This is a genomic window from Pseudomonas sp. K2I15 (assembly GCF_002204795.1).
In the GTDB taxonomy this organism is placed as follows: Bacteria; Pseudomonadota; Gammaproteobacteria; order Pseudomonadales; family Pseudomonadaceae; genus Aquipseudomonas.
Map to the genome: position 1 here is coordinate 39,996 of NZ_NIXO01000041.1, position 18,019 is coordinate 58,014.

The following is an 18,019-nucleotide window of genomic DNA, read 5'->3' on the forward strand; positions in this document are numbered from 1 at the left end:
ACGGCGCCGGCCCGTTGCGGCCGACGCAACGCGATAAAAAAAGGTGAGTGGTTATGAACGCGATACTGGAAAGCAAACCCGAGGAAAAGAAGCCCGCCACGGCGCCGGTCAAGCACCGTCGACGCATGCCCACCGAGCTGAGCATCCTGCTGGTGCTGATTGGCATCGGCCTGGTGTTTGAGTTGTTCGGCTGGATCGTGCGCGACCAGAGCTTCCTGATGAACTCCCAGCGCCTGGTGTTGATGATCCTGCAAGTATCGATCATCGGCCTGCTGGCGATTGGCGTGACCCAGGTGATCATCACCACCGGTATCGATTTGTCCTCGGGCTCGGTGCTGGCCTTGTCGGCGATGATCGCCGCCAGCCTGGCGCAGACGTCTGACTTTTCTCGTGCGGTGTTTCCATCCCTGACTGACTTGCCGGTGTGGATACCGGTAGCGATGGGGTTGGGTGTGGGGCTGCTGGCGGGGGCAATCAACGGCAGTATTATCGCGGTCACCGGGATTCCACCGTTTATTGCGACCCTCGGCATGATGGTTTCGGCCCGTGGCCTGGCGCGTTATTACACCGAAGGCCAGCCGGTGAGCATGCTCTCGGATTCCTACACGGCGATCGGCCATGGTGCGATGCCGGTGGTGATCTTCCTGGTGGTGGCGGTGATCTTCCATATCGCGCTGCGCTACACCAAGTACGGCAAATACACCTACGCCATCGGCGGCAACATGCAGGCGGCGCGCACCTCTGGCATCAACGTCAAGCGTCACCTGATCATCGTCTACAGCATTGCCGGCTTGCTCGCAGGCCTGGCGGGTGTGGTGGCCTCGGCACGGGCGGCAACCGGGCAGGCGGGCATGGGCATGTCGTATGAGCTGGACGCGATTGCCGCAGCGGTAATCGGCGGCACCAGCCTGGCGGGCGGCGTAGGGCGCATCACCGGCACCGTGATCGGCGCCTTGATCCTCGGGGTGATGGCCAGCGGGTTTACCTTCGTCGGCGTGGATGCGTACATCCAGGACATCATCAAGGGCCTGATCATCGTGGTGGCGGTGGTGATCGACCAGTATCGCAACAAGCGCAAGCTCAAGCGCTGAGCGGTGAAACCTGAGCAAAAGGGGGACGTAATGTCCCCCTTTTGCCGTTTATGGGGCCAGGGGCAGGAAGTGCAGTTGCGCCGTGTCGCGGGTGATTTTGCCGTAGTGGATATCGACGATCATGTGCGGGTTCTGAGCCTTGGCCAGCAGCGAGTAATAACTCTGTTTGCGTTGGGCCTGGGTTTTCAGGTGGGCCACGGTGTAGTCATTTTTTGCGGTTGTAACCAACGGGTAGTGAAAGTGCGCGTACCACAAAGGCGCGCCGCCCTGATGATTGATCGCATATTCCTGGATGAAATCCTGCCGGTCACCGACCATTGCGATGCGTGAGCCCAGCCTGGCCAGTTGCACGCGATTTTGCTGGAGCAGGTAGGTGACATGGCTGTCGGTCGGCGGCAGCTCCAGTGTCCGCTGGACGCGCAAGCTTTGGCCTTTGGTGGTCAATTCCGTTGCCGCTCTGCGCATGTCGCCAAGCAGTATTTGGTCAGCGGGTAACCTTGCTGCTACGGGCTGTGCCTGAATAGCTCGGTCAAGCTCGTCGGCCAATTCAGTGAAGCGATTGGCTTCTTTTTGCAGGCTCTCCTCGACCTCAATCGGAAATCTGGAAACCCGTGCATAACCTTCCTCGCGATTGAGGGTCGGGGCGAGTTCCTTGAGCAATTTACGCGCGTAACCCTTGACCAGGTTCAATGCGCGTGTGCGTGGCGCAGGCTGCGGCGCAGCGGGATGTTCCTCGCGGATTTCGTCCCATTGGTCGCCGTGTTGTGAGTAGGTGCCCAGCAACTGGTTGTCCCGTTCGGAGCGGACCTCGACGACCTCGATCGGCAATGTACTGCTCGCGGGTTTCAAGTCGCCGATCAATGTGCCGCGCCGACGGGTCTTGATGACTTTTTTCTGCGGGCTGCCCGCGACCGCAAGGTGCCGCTTGGGGGGCCGAATCGTGGAGGAGGGCTCAGGCTTGACCTCTCGGGCCAATTGTTGAACAACGTCCTGGTAAAGTGCCTCCAGCAGTTTTTGTATGCGTTGAAAATACTCCATGTGCAGGTCGCCGGCATGCACCATGGCCATGCCTTGCAGGGCGTCCAGCGCCTGGCCGTAGCGTTGGGACAGGCTGTCGAGCACCGTCAGGCGATCTTCAGGGGTCAGGTCAAAGGTATTGAGTTCAGCGTGGGTCTGTACTTGAGAATGCAGGGGCTCAACCACCGAGCCCAGTTCCTTGGAAGCGCCGTAGCCCCATATCTTGATGCTCAAATACAACAGGTTTTTCAACTGAGAGTATTTGACCGAAAGGGCACGCAACTCCGGCGCGCGGTTGAGTGTCAGGCGGTTGTATTCTTCCCGGCCGGGGCGGCCCAGTTTGTACAGCTCAAGCAGCGATTTATCAGTGAGTTCCAGGGCGTCTATCTGGCGTTCATTGATCTCACTGGTGTCCTTGAGGAATTGGACAAAACCGGCTTGGTTGGCGAGCACGGCGTTTATCTGTTCGGCGTCTTCGCGAATGAAGCGCGGGTTCGCGGTATTTAACGCCTGGCGGTCCCTATCGGCGATCACCACCACTTTGCGCGCGTTATTGATGCTGTTGCTCAGCAGTGACGCGCCGACGGCACTCGGCAGCGGGATATTCAATTTGTCGCGTTCGCCAAGGCTGTCGAGTATTTTCTGGTAATCCTCCAGCTGGCTTTGCAGCGCCCTGTGGAAGGCTTTGCGGGTACTCGCCCTGGCAGCGTTGGAGTAGTTGGGTTGGTTCGCCGCGAGGTTCATCAGCATTTCAGCGTCGTCGACCTTTTTCTGCGCGGCTTGCTGGCCGTCGAAAAACAGGTCGTACTCCTCATCAAGCTGCCTTCTCCTGTCGGCCTGGCGCTTCAGTTCGGCGGTAACGCGTTGGCGGGGCATGCCCCCGCTCAGGCGCAGGCGCAAGTCCAGCGACCAGTTACCCTGGCCATCGGTTTTCAGCAACGGCCCCAGCCGCCTGCGGTCGATGGGGTCGACAATCATGGTGCTGGCATCGCGTGCTACGTTCACCAGATACCACTGGTTTTCGACCAGGGCGTACCAGTCATCCAAGTGCCGGTACAGCCCTTGGCGCAGACCGTGTGCTTCCGGCGGTGGCAATGGCTCGGGCCTGGGGGCGTTGAAGCGCGACAGTCGAGCACGCTGGCTGGAGGTGAGTTGATTGCGGGCGCTGGAAAATCCGAAATCGAACACCGAATTCCCGTCGCTTTCCAGGGCGACCGGGCCTTGACGGATATCGGGGGCAGCAGGTGACGGCCATTGCTCGGCAGGGCGGCGGGCGATCGTTGTGCGCAGGGCTTGCTGTTTGACCTCTTCACTCAGTGGCACGGCGGGCTGGGCGGTCGTAGGAGCCAGATGCACCAGGAGCATTCCCACGTTGAGCAGCAGGTCTACCAGCGCCTGCTCCCGGGTCACCGGGTCGTCGCTGTTGAGGGCCGGGATATCGTGGCTGGCGCTGCTCATCAGGCTCAGCAGCCAGCCGGTGAGCATCAGTGGTCCGCGGGCCAGTGGCAGCAGCAGTGTGTTGAACAGCAGGCCGGCCCCTTCAAGCAGTACACCCCAGCGGCTCTGATGGTTGGAAACCGATTCGCGGTCCGCCTGATCAACCAGCGCGCGCGCATTGCAGCCATATAAGTACTGCATCAATTGGCCGTTGGACAAAAATTGCAGCAGCTCTTCGCCGATGCCATCTGTGGCCAGTTCGGCAGGTTTCGGAACGTCTGGCACGCTGAATTCGTCGCCCATGCCAAAGCGCGGGTAATGAGGCTCCTGGAACCCTCCGTTGTCATAAATCGGCCTGGCCCCGTCGGTTAGCCAGGTCAATACGCTGGCTTGTAACTCGCCAGGGCTGGCGATGGCATTCAGCAACGCCTCGCGGGTGGCGAATTGCCTGAGCATCTCGGGGTATAACGGCCGGTAAAGGATATGCGGGCCGGCGAGGGCATTCTCCGGTTCAATGATGTACATGCTGTTCACCACATCCGGGGTGGCCTGCGGTTTACGCCGCAGGGCCAACGGGCGAATCACGATCACTTGGCCATCGACCTGGCGGTCCCTGGCCTGCTCGCCCATTAACGCGGCGATGTAGCGAGCGCCGAGGTGGGACACGCCGTTTTCACCCTTAAGGCTCAGCTCAAGTGCCAGCAGCGGCAACTGCACGACGGTTTGCTCGGCAAAACGTATGGCGCGCAGGCGTGCCTGGTCGCTGTCACCCAGTAGCTGCGTATTGAGCAAGGCGGGATAGTTTTTACCGATGTCGACCTGTTCGATCAGGCCTCCCCGAGCGTTGATGTAGTCGGGCGTCAGCCAGGTAGGCAGGGCATGGGCGTGGCGGTGTTTTACCGTGAGCTGGCCGTGGGGCTGGCCTTGCAGGTTTTTGATTGCCAGGTCGGTGAGGCTCATTGGAACCTGTTCCACGAAACCCGCGCCTCCCGGGTAGCCGGCGGCCACGGTGAACGTGAGTTGCAGGTCGTCGGGATGAAACTGCGCGGCTTTGGACTGCCCGGGCGTTACGTTATCGAACCTGATTTCGTCGCGCTTGAGCTGTTGCAGCAGTGCATCGGTGGTGAAGGTGCGGATGTCGGGAATGTCGCTGAGGTAGGTACGGCCGTTGCTGCGCTTTTTTGCGCTGGCCAGTGCGAGGCTGTAGCGGCCGTAGCTTATCCGGTCGGTGGCAGGCGCGTTCTGCAACCACACGGGCATTTGCCCGCGCAGTGAGTTCAGGGCGTCGGAGGGCGGCGGTGATGCATTCAGAAAATAGCCGGAGGGGTCGCTGATCTCCAGGCACAGCGCTCGCAGTGTATTCAAACCCGTACGGGCGGGCAGGGTGAGGGCGCCGAGGTCTTCCAATTGCTGGTTGAGTATCAGCGCCGCGAGGGTGTCGAAAATGTTGCCGTCCGGCTCTACGCGTTGGGCGGTGACCTGTTCAATCAGGTAAGGCCGCGCGATCTGATGGCCCCAGGTGTCGAGGCAACTGTCCATAGAGGAAAAGCGCTCAACGCGACCGCCAGGCCTGCACGATAAAACCCGTGTGCTGCCATTGGTTGCTTGCGCCAGGAGCAGTTGCGGGCTCAGTACGGTGTGCGTCTGTGCTGCACCCTTGAGCGTCACCTGTGGGCAATAGGCATGCACCGTGTCGGCACCGTAGCGGCTGAGTCGTTCGTCGCGGTCGGGGCAGTTGAGAAGCTGCTCCAGCATTTCCCGCGCTGGCGCCTCCAGGAGCGGCTGGCTGATGGCAGCGATTCTGAGGTTGTCCGCCAGCACATCGGCAAGCCAGCGCCAACGTGTGACGCCGGTATCGGCCGCTTCCCACCAGTAAGTGGCCAGGGCATCTTGCAGCGCGAGGGGCAAGGTCAGCGGCAGCGCCTGGATCAAGCCGTCGATGACGCTCATCTCAAGGTGGTTGGCGTCGGACGCTGGCAGCTTGAGACGGGCCGGTGGGGCGTCGCTCAAGAAGCACGACTGGCCGTGACGGTCACTCAGGTCCAGCGCGGTGCCGGTGCCGAGAAAGCCCAGCACGCCGGGCATCAGGGGGCGCAATGTCCAGCCACCCTCCGGATGGGGCGTGGCCACTTGGGTGTGGGACAGGTCGATTGAGAGCGTTGGATAGCGTTGCTTGATCAACTCGGCGAGGTGTTGCCGGGTGATGATTTCCAGCGTCGGTCTTGAGGCGAATTGTGCGCTGACCGTTCTGGCAGCAGCGCTAAGGTTGATAGGCATGAAGCATCCTTATTTCAAAAAACGGGGTGCCTCTATCTATACCGGTGCTGATTCCTGCCAGGGGGTACTTACCTATTGCCGGCTAATTGATGGCCTGATTCAACCGTTTGTCTTCTATATAGCTCCACAACACTGAATTTCTTGCTATAAACGCACTCCGATGACCGTTCGCCGAGCCCGTCCTGGTGCTTTTGGGGGTTATCTTGGAAAAAATGCCTGTCATTTCAGTTGCTGAGCCCTCAACTCGGCCTTAGACTGCCGCCCCTCGTAAATTGAGTGCCGGGTGGCGCTTGAAATGGACGGCGCCTTTCCGAGACCTGCAAGGGCTTACCGGAACGCTCCCTTATTCGCCTTAATGCACGTATTTTTTATAGAGAAATCAATGACAAAGGAAAAGTTGCTGGCCATGCCGGCGGATGACTACATGAATGCCGAGCAGCACGCTTTTTTTGAGCAGTTGTTGCAAGACATGAAGGTGGAACACCACGAGCGCATCGAGCAGAACCGCATCGCCATTGAAAGCCTGGACACCCCGGCTGACCCGGCTGACGCTGCTTCTGTCGAAGAAGAGCGTACCTGGCTGGTCAATGCCATCGACCGCGACCAGCGCATGCTGCCGCAACTTGAGCAGGCCCTGGGTCGTATCAAGGAAGACTCCTTCGGCTGGTGCGATGACAGCGGCGAGCCTATCGGCCTCAAGCGCCTGCTGATCAGCCCTACCACCAAGTACTGCATCGAAGCGCAAGAGCGCCACGAGCAAATCGACAAGCACCAGCGTCAAGCCTGATGCCGTCCTTGTAGGAGCGAGCTTGCTCGCGAAGGTCGTTAACGATAACGCGGGAAACCTGATACCCAACGGTGCTCTCAGGTTCTTCGCGAGCAAGCTTGCTCCTACATAAGATTTCGCCCGTATTACCCCTGTCTATTGATCTGCTGCAAGCCCCCCACTAAAGGCCCATGGATAATGGCTACGTAGTGGCGTCTAATGCAGTCAAAATAACGACAAGCAGCGGGGTAACGAACATGGCTGGAGACGGATCTCTCATGGGTGCAGCAGTGTCACCACCAACGGTGACGCGACAGTTGCCCGGCTGGTTGACGCCGCTCCTGCAAAGTACCGCCCTGGTGCTGTTGCTGCTGGGCCTGGCGTTCGCCCAACTCTCGATTTACCTGTGCCTGCCGGTGGCTTTGCTGCTGATCTGGCTGCCCCGCCTGAAATATCGCACCCAAAGCGTTGCACCGTCCGAAGCCACCGATGCCATCGGCGAGCTGACCCGCGACCTCTCATACACCACCAGCCATAACGCGCTGTCTGCCGCAGGCGTGGCCTATTCGGTCAAGCAGCTGGCGGCCAGGTTGCAATCACAATTAAGCGCGGCCAGGCAGATCGTCAGCAGTGCAGAAGTGATGATTGGCACCGAGAAGGTCACCTCGCAACTGAGCCGCCAGGCCCTCGGCGCTGCCAGCCAGGCGCATCAGCGCAGTACCGAAGGGCGTGAGGTACTGGCGCAATCGATCACCCGCATGCATCAGCTCAGCCAGCGTGCCAACGACAGCCGCCAATTGATCGAGGCCTTGAGCCAGCGCAGCGAAGAAATCCAGCGCGTCACCCTGGTGATCCAGTCGATCGCCAGCCAGACCAACCTGCTGGCCTTGAACGCAGCGATTGAAGCGGCGCGGGCCGGTGAGCATGGTCGCGGGTTTGCGGTCGTCGCCGACGAAGTGCGCGGCCTGGCCGGGCGAACCGCCACGGCCACCGATGAAGTCGGGGTGATGGTGGCGGACATTCAACAGCGTACCGCACAGGTGGTGGAGCAGATCCGCCAACTGTCGGTGGATTTGCAATCCGGTGTAGAACAGGTGGAGCACGCCGGTGAGCAACTGGAGAGCATTGCCACCCTGGCGGCGGATGTGGAAGGGCAAGTCCATGAAATCGCCCAAGGCGCCGACACCAACCGCACCCAACTCGACAGCCTGTTCCATGCCGTGGAGCAGATGCGCAGTGATTTGACTATCAGTGACCAGCAGACCCAACAGCTGGCCGCCGCCGCGATACAAATGGAAGGGCAGGCCGAAACCATCAGCGAGCGCCTCGCCGAAGTCGGCCTGGACGACTACCACCAGCGCATCTATGACCTGGCCCGCGAAGGGGCGAGCCGTATCGCCGCGCAGTTTGAAGCCGACGTGCTGCAAAACCGAATCAGCCTCGATGACCTGTTCGACCGCAGCTACACACCCATTCCCAACACTCGGCCGAGCAAATATCACACGCGTTTCGACGGCTACACCGACCAGGTGCTGCCGGCCATTCAGGAAGCTTTATTGCCCCGACATGAGGGGCTGGTGTTCGCAATTGCCTGCACGCAACAGGGTTATGTGCCGACCCACAACAAGGTGTTTTCCCAAACATTGACCGGCGATGCCCAGGTGGACGCGGTACAAAACCGCACCAAGCGTAAGTTCGAAGACCGCACCGGCATTCGGTGTGGCAGCCACCAGCAGGCGGTGTTGCTGCAAACCTACACTCGCGATACTGGCGAGCTGATGCATGACTTGTCGGTGCCGATTACGGTCAAGGGCCGGCATTGGGGGGGCTTGCGCCTGGGCTACAAACCCGAGGGCCGCTGATTTATCGAGGGCGATTGTTGCAGGTTATGCAAGGGAGCTATTCCGGGGATAGCTTTTTCCAACTGGAGGAAAACCGTAGCATGGCGAACATAGTTAGCCAGCTAACTAATTCTCTGGAGGCTCACCATGCAAACCAAAGTCGATGTCGCCGTGATGATTGGCAGTGGCGTACCGCCCACCCTGCGCGCGCTGGGGCGCAAGGCCTGTTGGGTGGTGTTGCTTAACGGCGAGCAGCGCGGCACGGCGTTCGCCAGTCGCAATGAAGCCGAAGAGTGCAGGGCTGCCTGGGAGGCGTTGTTGCGCCTGGAGCAATCAGACAGCCTGCATTGAGGGATCAGCGTGGCTGGTGCAGGCGCTGGTTCAGTTCGTCGACCGCGATCGCCCAAACCGCGTCTTCACGCAGTTCATCTTTAAGGAATTGGGCTTGTTGCGGCGACCAGAAATCCGCATCGATCAGCTTTACGTCATTGGCCAAGGTGTGTTCGCCGATGAAGGCGTCAATCGCCTCCGGGGAGGACTCCAGTCCAAGTTGTTCAAACAAGTCTTCGAGGGTGTAAGTCGGCGCGTCCATATCGTTCTCCATGCAGGCTGATCATCGTATGCATGGGAGGGTTGTGGCGGGGCAGAGTTCGATCGGATTATCGCGCCGGGTGCTCAGGAGGTCAGCGCGCCTGAATCGACGGCGGCTTTAAGGGCTTTTGCGGCATCTTTGGCAGCCGTGTTGGCGGCGTCTACGGTTTTGAACCAGCGGTCCTTCTCTACTTGGTGGGTCGTCACGGTGGTCAGGGGGGGCTTGGCCCGCATCACAATCACGGCCTGGAACTCACCGTCTACTTCCCTGGCTTCGCCATGGATGAAAAATTCGCCAATATCAAATTCCGTCACGTATAGCCTTCCCTTGGAGGTGATTGCGCTGATGAAACCTGAACCGCAAGGGGACAAATCTCAATGGACGGACCAGTATGGCAGTTGTTACGCGCTGGCGGCGCAGTAAAGTCAACCAGATGACGAAACGACAACGCCGGGGTTCACCCTTGGGTTGCGTACAGGATCGCTTCCAATTGTCTGGCCAGTTCGCAAGCCTGGCTATGGCCACTACGAAAGCCTTTGATCCGCCCGCTGGGCACTTCCAGGATATGGAAGAAGTTCTTTCCGGCAGGTACCACCCGGTACAGAACCGAATGCAGGCAACCGCCGTGGGTGTATAGGGAGTAGAATTGGCCGTCATCCAGAAAAGATGAACCCGTGTTGGACGGTGTGGCAATCGGTTGAGGTCGTTGCATAATCTGCTCCTGTCGATCGATCTTGCGGACCCGCTTGCAGTATTTCGGGTGGTTTTAACCCGTGTTGCTGTTTTAGTATTGTCGTCGGTATCCGGCGTCCGGTTCCATCCAAAGCATTAGCTTCTGTGTTGGATGTCGGAAAACTGCATTTTTTAAAGGGTTATTGTCTGAAGTAGGTCGGCCAGTATTCTCTGGCCGTTAAACCTGTGATTTCCTGCAATGCCTGGCGACCTGCGTAAGGTGCGTCGGGCACGCCTGTACTAGTCTTATGGCTTGGCAGCGTGATCTTCTTCAGTTTTTTTCAGTGGATTGGTTGTGTGATCGTGCCGTTTCGGCCGTTTTTTTGTGCTGCCCGCTTGGGCGGACAGCACCCTTTTGATGTGGGGGCGTTTCCTTGGCAGTCAGTAATCTGGATATGCACGCGTTGTTCGTGCTGGGTGATTTGCGCGCAAAGTTGGTCAAGCAGTTTCAATCCCGTTTCGTCTACATCACTGAGCAGACGCCAGAAGGTATCTACATCGCCGAGATCGATACCGAAACCGCTCTGGTCGTGGATGACAAGCCACGACTGGAACTCAAGGTGGGTGATCATTTCCGGGCTGCTGTATTGCCCAGTCGCGAAGGCGGCAAGTTCGAGCTGAAGTTTCGCGATATCAAGTTGACGGTGTATGGCCTGGGCGATTACGCCTTTGTTTCTTCGACCGAAGGCCAGGGCATCGTGTTCAAGGAAGGCCACAGCGTGATGTTGGTGTTCGCCGCCAATGAGCAACTGGTAGAAGGCCTGACCAAAACCCTGAAGGCCGTCACCGGCAAGGCCGCCAAATGGCGCAAGGGTGAACTCGTGACCTTCAAGGCCAGCGAGTAATGAGCCAGGGTAGGGCGCAGTTCCACGAGCAGCACCTGTTCGATGCCCAAGCCATGGCGGCTCAATTGTTTGCCCGCAAGTCCGAGTTGCAGGGCGCCTGGTTAAACTGGGTCGCCGGCCAGTTGTATGAACTCAAGCCCGCCGAGTACGCCAGCATGGTGCGCCGCGAGTTGCAGCGCCTGAACAATCCGCCGTAAAAACAGGCGACATGCCCTGTTCCCCGGAACCTCTACTACAGTTGAGTTGACTTAAGTATTCAGAGGCTTCGCGGTGTTACAGCAAAGCCGTCCGCTATTGCTGTAGGCATGAGGTGCAAAGCATGAAAGGAATTCGAACGCTGTTGGCGGCCTCACTGACGACCCTGAGTCTGTCGGTGGCGTCGCTGCCGGTATCGGCCGCCCAGGCGCCGATTCATTTTGCGGACCTGAACTGGGAAAGTGGCAGCCTGATCACCGAGGTGCTGCGGGTGATTGTCGAAAAGGGCTATGACTTGCCCACCGACACCTTGCCCGGCACCACCATCACCCTGGAAACCGCCCTGGCGAAAAACGACATCCAGGTGATCGGCGAAGAATGGGCCGGCCGCAGCCCGGTGTGGGTCAAGGCCGAGGCTGAAGGCAAAGTGGCGGGCCTGGGGGATATCGTCAAGGGCGCCACTGAAGGCTGGTGGGTGCCGGAATACGTGGTCAAGGGCGACCCGGCCAAAGGCATCAAGCCCCTGGCACCGGAACTGCGCAGCGTGAAGGACCTGGCGCGCTACAAGGACGTGTTCAAGGACCCGGAAGCACCGACCAAGGGCCGTTTCCTTAACAGCCCGATTGGCTGGACCTCGGAAGTCGTCAACAAGCAAAAGCTCAAGGCCTACGGGCTTGACGACAGCTATGTGAATTTCCGCAGTGGTTCAGGTGCCGCGCTGGACGCCGAGATTGCCTCGTCGATCCGCCGTGGCAAGCCGGTGCTGTTCTACTACTGGTCGCCTACGCCGCTGATGGGGCGCTACAAGCTGATCCAGCTGGAAGAGCCGCCGTTTGATGCAGAGGCCTGGAAGACGCTGACGGATGCGGACAATCCTGATCCGAAACCCACGCGCTCCCTCGCCTCCAAGCTGAGCATTGGTGTGTCCACACCGTTCCAGAAGGAACACCCACAGATCGCCGAATTCTTTGCCAAGGTCGACTTTCCGATCGAGCCGCTGAACAAGGCGCTGGCGCAGATGAGCGAAAAACACAGCGAGCCGCGAGAAGTCGCCCAGGCATTCCTCAAGGATCATCCTGAGATCTGGAAGGCGTGGTTGACTGAGGATGTGGCGCAGAAGGTGCAAGCGAGCCTGAAGTAACCCCCATCTAACTGCCCGATTGAGATCAAAAATGTGGGAGCGGGCTTGCTCGCGAACGCGGTGGATCAGTCGCCTGATATATTGACTGACGCACCGCGTTCGCGAGCAAGCTGCTCTCACACTGGTCTCATTCCTACCTTGAAACTTGCTGACTTTAGAACTTCGTCTGCACCGCCAGCTCAAACGTCCTCGGCGACCCGAGGTAATACGCCGGCGACACGTGGGCAAATTCGGCATACACCTCATTCGTCAGGTTGCGCACCCGGCCCGTCACGGAGGTGTGCTTATCCACCTTGTAGGTCAAGAATGTGCCGAACAAGGTATACGCCGGCACCGTCAGCGTGTTGGCATTATCGGCATACACCGACGCCACATACCGCGCATCCACGCCCCCTTGCCAATCTTCTGCAAAGTCATACGTCAGCCACAGATTACCCACCTGCTTGGGCACATTGGTCGGCGTATTGCCCTTGCGCGACACCACGGCACCGCTGGCGATTTTCTCGTTGAAGTCTTCGTACTCGGCATCGACCCAGGCGTAGTTACCCTCCACCAATAGCTTGGGCGTGACCCGCAACGAACTGGCCAACTCGATCCCTTTGGACGACTGCGCGCCCACCGGAATGCTGTTGGTCGGGTCCTGTGGGTCGGTGACGGCGAAGTCCTTGCGCTCGATCTTGTAGGCGGCGACGGTGGCCGAACCACGCCCATCCAGGTAATCAAACTTGCTACCCACTTCCCACTGCTTGCCGGTGGACACGTCGAACACCTGGGTGGTGCTGGTCGGCTGTTCGGCGGCGGTGCTGTATTGCACGTACACATTGGCTTGGGGAATGAACTGATAGGTCAGGCCAATACGCCCGGTCACCGGCTCCCAACTGCGTTTGACGTGCCGCGGGTTGCTGGCGGTGATGTCCCGGTGGTTGGTGACCTCAAGGTCAATCGCGTCGTAGCGCAGGCCGGTGAGCAGCGACAGTTTGTCGGTCAGGCCCAGGCGGTTTTCCACGAACAGCGCCTTGGTGGTGACGGCGTTGGTCTTGTCCGGGTCGAAGCCGGGTTTGGTGCCGGGAAGATCATAGAAATGCCCCGGATCGTAGTTGTTCGGGTCCACCGTGTTTTTGCCCGGTACGTTCAGTGGGTTGCTGGTGGTGCTGTTGACCTTGTACTCAAAGCCGCCCGACCACGTAGTGTTTAAGCCGAAGAACGTGTCTTCATGGCGCAGCTCGAACTGGTTGCCGTTCTGCTCGCCCTGATGGCGCACCTGGTAGGCCGTTGAACGATTCACCGCGCTGTTATCGGCGTTGTACTGGTAGGTTTCCAGGTTGCGATAGTCGCGCTGGCTGTCGAGGTGATAGAGGGTGTTTTTCAGGGTGGTGCTGTCATTGATCCGGTAGTCGATGATCGAGCGTACCCAGATCGTGCGTTGCTCATAACGGCCGTCAGCCACGTTGTAGTTGTTGAAGCGGTTGTGCTTGTCGATCTTCAACTCGCCCGACTTCGGGTTGAGCACCGGCGTGCCCCAGTAGGGGCTGTCTTCGTGTTCGTCCTGATATTCCAGCGCCAGGGTATGGGACAGGTTGGGCGTGAAATCACTCAGCAGGGAAAACGCCACGCTCCAGGCATCGCGCTGCTGGCGATCGATGTAGGTGTGGTTGGTGTTGCGGCTTACGTCCAGGCGCGCGTAATGCTGCACCTCGGCGCCCGGTTCGGTCAGCGCGTGGTTCAGGCCGAAGGCCATGCCGGCGGTGTCGTAGCTGCCATACGTCAGTTGCCCTTCGGCGGCCTGTTCCTCACGGGTGGCCAGCTTGGTCACGTAGTTCAGCGAGCCACCGACAGAACCGGCGCCGTTGATCAGGGAGGAGGGGCCACCGACCAATTCGACCCGATCATAAATCCACGCGTCCACTGGGCGAGCAAGGCCGCCGGCGACGGCGACGCCATTGAACATCTGGGTGATCTGGCTGCTGGTAAAACCCCGATAGGAAATAAACCCGCCAAACCCCGGCGGCGCACTGGCGTTGACCCCGGGCAAGGTATTGGCTGCCTCCTGAAACGTCTTGGCGCCTCGGCGCTCGATGTCGTTGCGATTGGCAATGGCGATGGACGCCGGGGTTTCCCGCACGCTCAGCCCGAGGCGCGAAGCCATGCCGCTGGATTGATCCAAAGCCAGGCCGGGTTCGCCGGTTTGCTCGCCATCAATGGTGGTCGGTGCCAACTCAATCGCCCAGGCACTGACAGGCACGCAGCCGAACAGGCCCGCCAAAAGGGGTAAATGTTTCATGGTTGAATCCTGAAAAACATGGCTTGAAAACAACGCACAGCCGCCCGTACTCCCGAGGGAGACGGCAACAGGTGCAGATCAAAAAAGCGCAGGTATCAGGTGAAGGCAGGTGGGGCGCGCGGATTAGCCGCAGGCCAGGTGAAGCGGGCAGGAATGTCGGCACTGGCAACGATTGCCGGCGGCGGCGCAGGGGGTTGCGGCAGCACGGCCACATTAAGGCTGGAGCTGAGCGCCGGGCCCATGCCACCGGTGGAACACAGTGGGCAGCCGAAGGCTTTTGAGAGCGTGGGCAGGGATTCATCGGTGGACTTGTAAGGCGCCGGGGCCTGGGTGCGCGGGTCCACCGTACAGAACTGGCCGCCGATGCCGTTGAGCTGCATCCCGACCATCTGCCCGTGACCGATGCTGCAGGCGAACACATTGAACAGGACGCAGCAGTAGAGCATCCAGGCAATGAGCGAGCGGTCGGTACGGGCGAGTTTCATGGGGCGGCACTTTACCATCAGCCGCCGACGAATTGCCTGCAAAAAATCTCAAGAGGTCTATCCTCTCCCGGACTTTTCCAAGGATATCCGGTCATGAGCTTTTTAGTCGCGCGATGGATTGTCGGGGTGTTTGGTTTTATCAGCCTGGTGCATTTGTACTGGGCCGCCGGTGGCAAATTGGGTGTGGCAGCGGCCATTCCGCAGCTGCCGGGTGAGTTCGCCAGCGGGCCACGCCCGGCGTTCAAGCCATCGGCGTTGGGGACATTGCTGGTGGGTGTGGGGTTGGTGGCGATTGCGGTGCTGGTGTGTTTGCGGGCGGGGTTGTATTTCGAGCCGGTGTCCAATCATGCGTTGCAATGGGGGATCAGCGCGGTGGCCCTGGTGATGTTTGCCCGGGCGATTGGGGATTCGGAGTTGGTGGGGTTTTTCAAGAAGGTCGGCGGGTCGCGGTTTGCGCGACTGGATACGTTTTTTTATTCGCCGTTGTGTCTGGTGTTGGGGGCGGGGTTGTTGGTGGTGGCGTGGAATTGACCGGGCCGCAACTGAATGAAGGCTTGAACTGTACGAACTGATAGCCCGCCTGACAGCGAAAAGTCAGGGGGCATGCAGGAAGTCAAGGCTTTAGGAAGTATAAGTTGGACATGGAGTCGGTGAGCCTTTCGGCTTTCCCTTGCGCTATATAATTATTGAATTCTAGTTTTGGTGTGTTCTGGTTAGTGTATTTTTTATATCTATGTGGTACTTCGCATGCGTATATGTAAAGCCGCCATGGATCGAAGCCGTCCACTCTTTCATGTGGACCGTAGTCGAAATCGATACATATTCCGGAAAAATCGACTCTGCAGCCAATTCCGTGTAGTTCGTAGGAGATATTATCAGTGATCCTCCCGCGTTGCGGGAGTTTGTCGCTACGCCATAGCCGGAGAATGTTTTTTGTTCCGAATGTGTGCTCAAGTAAATCGGTCGTCTTATTTACTTGGCCTGGATATTCATGGATTAAACTGTCCAAGTTTTTATTTTTCATTGTCTTGACCTTTTGACTGTGTGTGGCTATTTCATTTTTTGAAAATTTTATTATCCTATGGTCCGTTCACGTAGACTGAATGGCCAGATAAAGATATGAATCTTACTTTGAACGTTATTAGGGGTTTTTTGGCAATGGCTTGAAATACGAAGTTCCCGCTATCTTTTATTATTTTTACAGAGAAAATTTCCTTTGTTGGAACGTTTTTTATTGTTACGTTTATAGCGGATTCAGGTGTTGGTTTATGATTTGGTGTGAATGTACTTGTAGACATCCTGTTGGGTAATTTCTCGGATTTCATTTTTTTTGACTGTGCTCACTAATTTCTCTTGAAAATCAATCATGCTTATAAATTGTGAGGCGGCATGCGTTTCTGAATCAAAGAACCTGCAAACCACGGTTTGTGGATGAATCTCAAGGAAGGTTTTTATATTTTCGGTGGTCACTTTTTTTTCGAAAATAGTCATGTCGGTCCAAAGCTGTTCTATTAAAGGGACTGATTTTTGCATAATCAAAATTGTTTCGCTTGAACCTTCCAGTGCGGAATTTATTATATTTCTGGGGCAGTTTGGAATGTTTTTTATTATGGAATATATGTTGGTGCTATCATTTTTTCCGAATAGGTCTCCATTTTTTATCTGGCCAGCCAATTCTTTTTTTAGTAGGTACTCCTCGGTCTTGGAGCAAAAATCTCCCCATCCTATCGACCGCCATTCCCGCTTGATCGGCCATTCTTCTACTAAGCACTCCGCCACGTTGCACCAGGAATCCCAAACGCAGCGAAAGTCATGGTCGATTAAGGTTAGCGTGGAAAACTGTGCGTCGCCTATTTGTTCTATCTGGTCCCAAGGCTTTATTCCGGTCTCAATAATATATGCTGTTTTCATGGTTTTCCCTTAAAATATGTATGTGAGTCGTCACCAATCCTCAACGGTACCTTTAATCCGTTGACTGTATTTTTCGTGTTGAAGTGTGGTCCGTGATTGCCCTCTATATGACCTAGGGAGTGTTCATAAATTTTGGTGATATGATTTTTTCTAAGGCTGAAAACGTATATTCTTCCCGAAATATATTTATCTTGATCACGAATCTTGTCCCGCTGAACCGCTATAGGCTGCGTACTTTGTGGAATACCGCCAATCTCTTTAGCTTTTCTAAAGGCTGCATTTCTTGAGAGCTTACTATCGGAGCCTTTAGGAGGCTCTACGTCGCCTTCGTTTACCTTGGCTTTGCTTGCTGGATCTTCAGCACGGTGTGTCGGCTTACATCCATCCCCTCCCGGACAGGTACTCAACCCTAACGGATCCACCCACCCCGTCGGGTTGGGCACGTACTGGTATCCGTTCAGCCCGCCCGCCAGCTTCACCGGATCGGGCGTCAGATAGCGTCCAACGTCCGGATTGTAGTAGCGATGGCGGTTGTAGTGCAGCCCGCTTTCCGGGTCGAAGTATTGGCCCTGAAAGCGCATTGGGTTGGTGATGGTATTGACGTCCAGCTTCGCGATTTGGCCGTAGGCGCGGTAGTGCGCGGACCACACTATCTCGCCGTCGGGCGCGGTGAGTTCTTGTGGGGTGCCGAGGTGGTCGAGTTGGTAGTGGAAGGGTTTTACGGCTTCCGGGCCGTAGCCTTGTAGCAGTGCTAACGGACGGAAGCTGTTGGGTTCGTAGAGGTAGCTCTGGTGGTGATCGGCGCTGTGCTCGGCGACCAACATGTCGCCTTGCCAGAAAAACTCAGTGGTCTGGGCGTTGAGGGTTTTGGCGATGCGTCGTCCAAACGGGTCGTAGCGATATCTGGCCTGGCTGCCGTCGGGTTGGCTGACGGCGATCAGTCGGTGTTGGCAGTCGTATCGATATTCGGTGACCAACTGCTGGTCGCAGCCCCGGCGTTCCCGTAGGAGGTTGCCGAAGGCGTCGTAGTCGTAATGACGATCGCCTTGCATCAGCAGGCGGTTGCCTTTGATCACGCTCGGCCCGACGCGGTCCTGCATCAGCAGGTTGCCCGCCGGGTCGTGGGCGAAGCGTTCCTGCAGGTCGTGCGAGTGGTTGGCGCGGGTCAGGCGGTCGAGTGGGTCGTAGTGGTAGTCGTGCTGGCCTTTGCGGGTATCGAGGATGCGGGTCAGCTTGCCGCGTTGGTCGTAGTCGTATTGGCGGCGCTGGTGACGTTGTTCCTGTTGGGTGATGGCGTGGGCGTGCAGGCGGCCCTGGTCGTCGTAGTGGTAGTGGCTTAGGAGTTGGCCTTGTTGGCGTTGATGTTCGCGGCCGGATTTGAACAGGTGCGAGGTGAGCGGGTTACCGT

At 57.9% G+C, this 18,019-nt stretch carries 17 protein-coding genes; 8 read left to right on the forward strand and 9 right to left on the reverse strand.

Annotated features, from left to right (window positions below; genetic code table 11):
• The first annotated feature begins 53 nt into the window (after positions 1 to 53).
• Entirely contained in the window at positions 54 to 1,091 is a 1,038-nt protein-coding gene (locus CEC48_RS21810; protein WP_088425630.1) for an ABC transporter permease, read from the forward strand.
• Between the two features lie 48 nt (positions 1,092 to 1,139).
• Here CEC48_RS21810 and CEC48_RS21815 read toward each other — a convergent pair whose 3' ends face one another.
• Positions 1,140 to 5,822: a dermonecrotic toxin domain-containing protein gene (locus CEC48_RS21815; RefSeq protein ID WP_088425631.1), complete on the reverse strand. Its 4,683-nt coding sequence runs from the start codon at positions 5,820 to 5,822 to the stop codon at positions 1,140 to 1,142.
• Between the two features lie 382 nt (positions 5,823 to 6,204).
• Between CEC48_RS21815 and CEC48_RS21820 the strand changes: the two genes are divergently transcribed.
• From CEC48_RS21820 to CEC48_RS21830, 3 genes are all read left to right on the forward strand, one after another.
• The gene (locus tag CEC48_RS21820; RefSeq protein WP_010173153.1) at positions 6,205 to 6,609 is read left to right on the forward strand and encodes a TraR/DksA C4-type zinc finger protein; all 405 of its coding nucleotides are present in this window, start codon (positions 6,205 to 6,207) and stop codon (positions 6,607 to 6,609) included.
• A 620-nt stretch (positions 6,610 to 7,229) separates the two neighbouring features.
• Positions 7,230 to 8,450 (forward strand): methyl-accepting chemotaxis protein, encoded by a 1,221-nt coding sequence (locus CEC48_RS21825; protein ID WP_371917780.1) that lies wholly within the window; start codon positions 7,230 to 7,232, stop codon positions 8,448 to 8,450.
• A gap of 126 nt (positions 8,451 to 8,576) precedes the next feature.
• Positions 8,577 to 8,780, forward strand: a complete 204-nt coding sequence (locus CEC48_RS21830; RefSeq protein WP_088425633.1) for a hypothetical protein — start codon at positions 8,577 to 8,579, stop codon at positions 8,778 to 8,780.
• Between the two features lie 4 nt (positions 8,781 to 8,784).
• Here the strand turns inward: CEC48_RS21830 and CEC48_RS21835 are convergent, their stop codons facing one another.
• The 3 genes from CEC48_RS21835 to CEC48_RS21845 all read right to left on the reverse strand — a co-directional run bounded on the left by CEC48_RS21835 (position 8,785) and on the right by CEC48_RS21845 (position 9,733).
• Positions 8,785 to 9,021 carry a DUF2789 domain-containing protein gene (locus tag CEC48_RS21835; protein ID WP_084250787.1) on the reverse strand — a complete coding sequence of 79 codons (237 nt, stop codon included), beginning with the start codon at positions 9,019 to 9,021 and terminating at the stop codon, positions 8,785 to 8,787.
• 83 nt (positions 9,022 to 9,104) lie between these two features.
• Positions 9,105 to 9,335: a hypothetical protein gene (locus CEC48_RS21840; RefSeq protein WP_088425634.1), complete on the reverse strand. Its 231-nt coding sequence runs from the start codon at positions 9,333 to 9,335 to the stop codon at positions 9,105 to 9,107.
• A 143-nt stretch (positions 9,336 to 9,478) separates the two neighbouring features.
• A complete protein-coding gene (locus CEC48_RS21845; protein ID WP_088425635.1) occupies positions 9,479 to 9,733 on the reverse strand; it encodes a hypothetical protein in 255 nt (84 codons plus the stop codon).
• 415 nt (positions 9,734 to 10,148) lie between these two features.
• Here CEC48_RS21845 and CEC48_RS21850 point away from each other — a divergent pair, with 415 nt between their 5' ends.
• From CEC48_RS21850 to CEC48_RS21860, 3 genes are all read left to right on the forward strand, one after another.
• Positions 10,149 to 10,598: a hypothetical protein gene (locus CEC48_RS21850; RefSeq protein WP_176438758.1), complete on the forward strand. Its 450-nt coding sequence runs from the start codon at positions 10,149 to 10,151 to the stop codon at positions 10,596 to 10,598.
• On the forward strand, positions 10,598 to 10,795 hold the full coding sequence (locus CEC48_RS21855) for a hypothetical protein (protein WP_088425637.1): 198 nt from the start codon (positions 10,598 to 10,600) through the stop codon (positions 10,793 to 10,795). Before CEC48_RS21850 ends, CEC48_RS21855 begins: the two co-directional genes overlap by 1 nt.
• A gap of 122 nt (positions 10,796 to 10,917) precedes the next feature.
• Positions 10,918 to 11,934, forward strand: a complete 1,017-nt coding sequence (locus CEC48_RS21860; RefSeq protein ID WP_088425638.1) for an ABC transporter substrate-binding protein — start codon at positions 10,918 to 10,920, stop codon at positions 11,932 to 11,934.
• Between the two features lie 154 nt (positions 11,935 to 12,088).
• On the opposite strand, the gene CEC48_RS21865 is transcribed toward CEC48_RS21860, so the two are convergent.
• Positions 12,089 to 14,215, reverse strand: coding sequence for a TonB-dependent siderophore receptor (locus CEC48_RS21865; protein ID WP_088425639.1), 2,127 nt, complete (start codon positions 14,213 to 14,215; stop codon positions 12,089 to 12,091).
• 95 nt (positions 14,216 to 14,310) lie between these two features.
• Positions 14,311 to 14,700 carry a DUF2946 domain-containing protein gene (locus CEC48_RS21870; protein ID WP_088425640.1) on the reverse strand — a complete coding sequence of 130 codons (390 nt, stop codon included), beginning with the start codon at positions 14,698 to 14,700 and terminating at the stop codon, positions 14,311 to 14,313.
• A 93-nt stretch (positions 14,701 to 14,793) separates the two neighbouring features.
• Here CEC48_RS21870 and CEC48_RS21875 point away from each other — a divergent pair, with 93 nt between their 5' ends.
• Positions 14,794 to 15,231 (forward strand): DUF3995 domain-containing protein, encoded by a 438-nt coding sequence (locus tag CEC48_RS21875; protein WP_088425641.1) that lies wholly within the window; start codon positions 14,794 to 14,796, stop codon positions 15,229 to 15,231.
• A gap of 82 nt (positions 15,232 to 15,313) precedes the next feature.
• Here the strand turns inward: CEC48_RS21875 and CEC48_RS32245 are convergent, their stop codons facing one another.
• The 3 genes from CEC48_RS32245 to CEC48_RS21890 all read right to left on the reverse strand — a co-directional run.
• Positions 15,314 to 15,724 carry a hypothetical protein gene (locus tag CEC48_RS32245; RefSeq protein ID WP_088425642.1) on the reverse strand — a complete coding sequence of 137 codons (411 nt, stop codon included), beginning with the start codon at positions 15,722 to 15,724 and terminating at the stop codon, positions 15,314 to 15,316.
• A 242-nt stretch (positions 15,725 to 15,966) separates the two neighbouring features.
• A complete protein-coding gene (locus CEC48_RS21885; RefSeq protein WP_088425643.1) occupies positions 15,967 to 16,611 on the reverse strand; it encodes a hypothetical protein in 645 nt (214 codons plus the stop codon).
• The coding region (locus tag CEC48_RS21890; protein WP_141099707.1) for an RHS repeat domain-containing protein at positions 16,608 to 18,019 on the reverse strand (1,412 nt) is incomplete at its 5' end. The genes CEC48_RS21890 and CEC48_RS21885, both read right to left, overlap by 4 nt.

Excerpts from the sequence above, each read along its gene's own strand:
- CEC48_RS21810 (WP_088425630.1), top strand. The coding sequence starts at position 54 with ATGAACGCGATACTGGAAAGCAAACCCGAGGAAAAGAAGCCCGCCACG.
- CEC48_RS21815 (WP_088425631.1), bottom strand. The coding sequence starts at position 5,822 with ATGCCTATCAACCTTAGCGCTGCTGCCAGAACGGTCAGCGCACAATTC.
- CEC48_RS21820 (WP_010173153.1), top strand. The coding sequence starts at position 6,205 with ATGACAAAGGAAAAGTTGCTGGCCATGCCGGCGGATGACTACATGAAT.
- CEC48_RS21825 (WP_371917780.1), top strand. The coding sequence starts at position 7,230 with ATGATTGGCACCGAGAAGGTCACCTCGCAACTGAGCCGCCAGGCCCTC.
- CEC48_RS21830 (WP_088425633.1), top strand. The coding sequence starts at position 8,577 with ATGCAAACCAAAGTCGATGTCGCCGTGATGATTGGCAGTGGCGTACCG.
- CEC48_RS21835 (WP_084250787.1), bottom strand. The coding sequence starts at position 9,021 with ATGGACGCGCCGACTTACACCCTCGAAGACTTGTTTGAACAACTTGGA.
- CEC48_RS21845 (WP_088425635.1), bottom strand. The coding sequence starts at position 9,733 with ATGCAACGACCTCAACCGATTGCCACACCGTCCAACACGGGTTCATCT.
- CEC48_RS21850 (WP_176438758.1), top strand. The coding sequence starts at position 10,149 with ATGCACGCGTTGTTCGTGCTGGGTGATTTGCGCGCAAAGTTGGTCAAG.
- CEC48_RS21855 (WP_088425637.1), top strand. The coding sequence starts at position 10,598 with ATGAGCCAGGGTAGGGCGCAGTTCCACGAGCAGCACCTGTTCGATGCC.
- CEC48_RS21860 (WP_088425638.1), top strand. The coding sequence starts at position 10,918 with ATGAAAGGAATTCGAACGCTGTTGGCGGCCTCACTGACGACCCTGAGT.
- CEC48_RS21865 (WP_088425639.1), bottom strand. The coding sequence starts at position 14,215 with ATGAAACATTTACCCCTTTTGGCGGGCCTGTTCGGCTGCGTGCCTGTC.
- CEC48_RS21870 (WP_088425640.1), bottom strand. The coding sequence starts at position 14,700 with ATGAAACTCGCCCGTACCGACCGCTCGCTCATTGCCTGGATGCTCTAC.
- CEC48_RS21875 (WP_088425641.1), top strand. The coding sequence starts at position 14,794 with ATGAGCTTTTTAGTCGCGCGATGGATTGTCGGGGTGTTTGGTTTTATC.
- CEC48_RS32245 (WP_088425642.1), bottom strand. The coding sequence starts at position 15,724 with ATGAAAAATAAAAACTTGGACAGTTTAATCCATGAATATCCAGGCCAA.
- CEC48_RS21885 (WP_088425643.1), bottom strand. The coding sequence starts at position 16,611 with ATGAAAACAGCATATATTATTGAGACCGGAATAAAGCCTTGGGACCAG.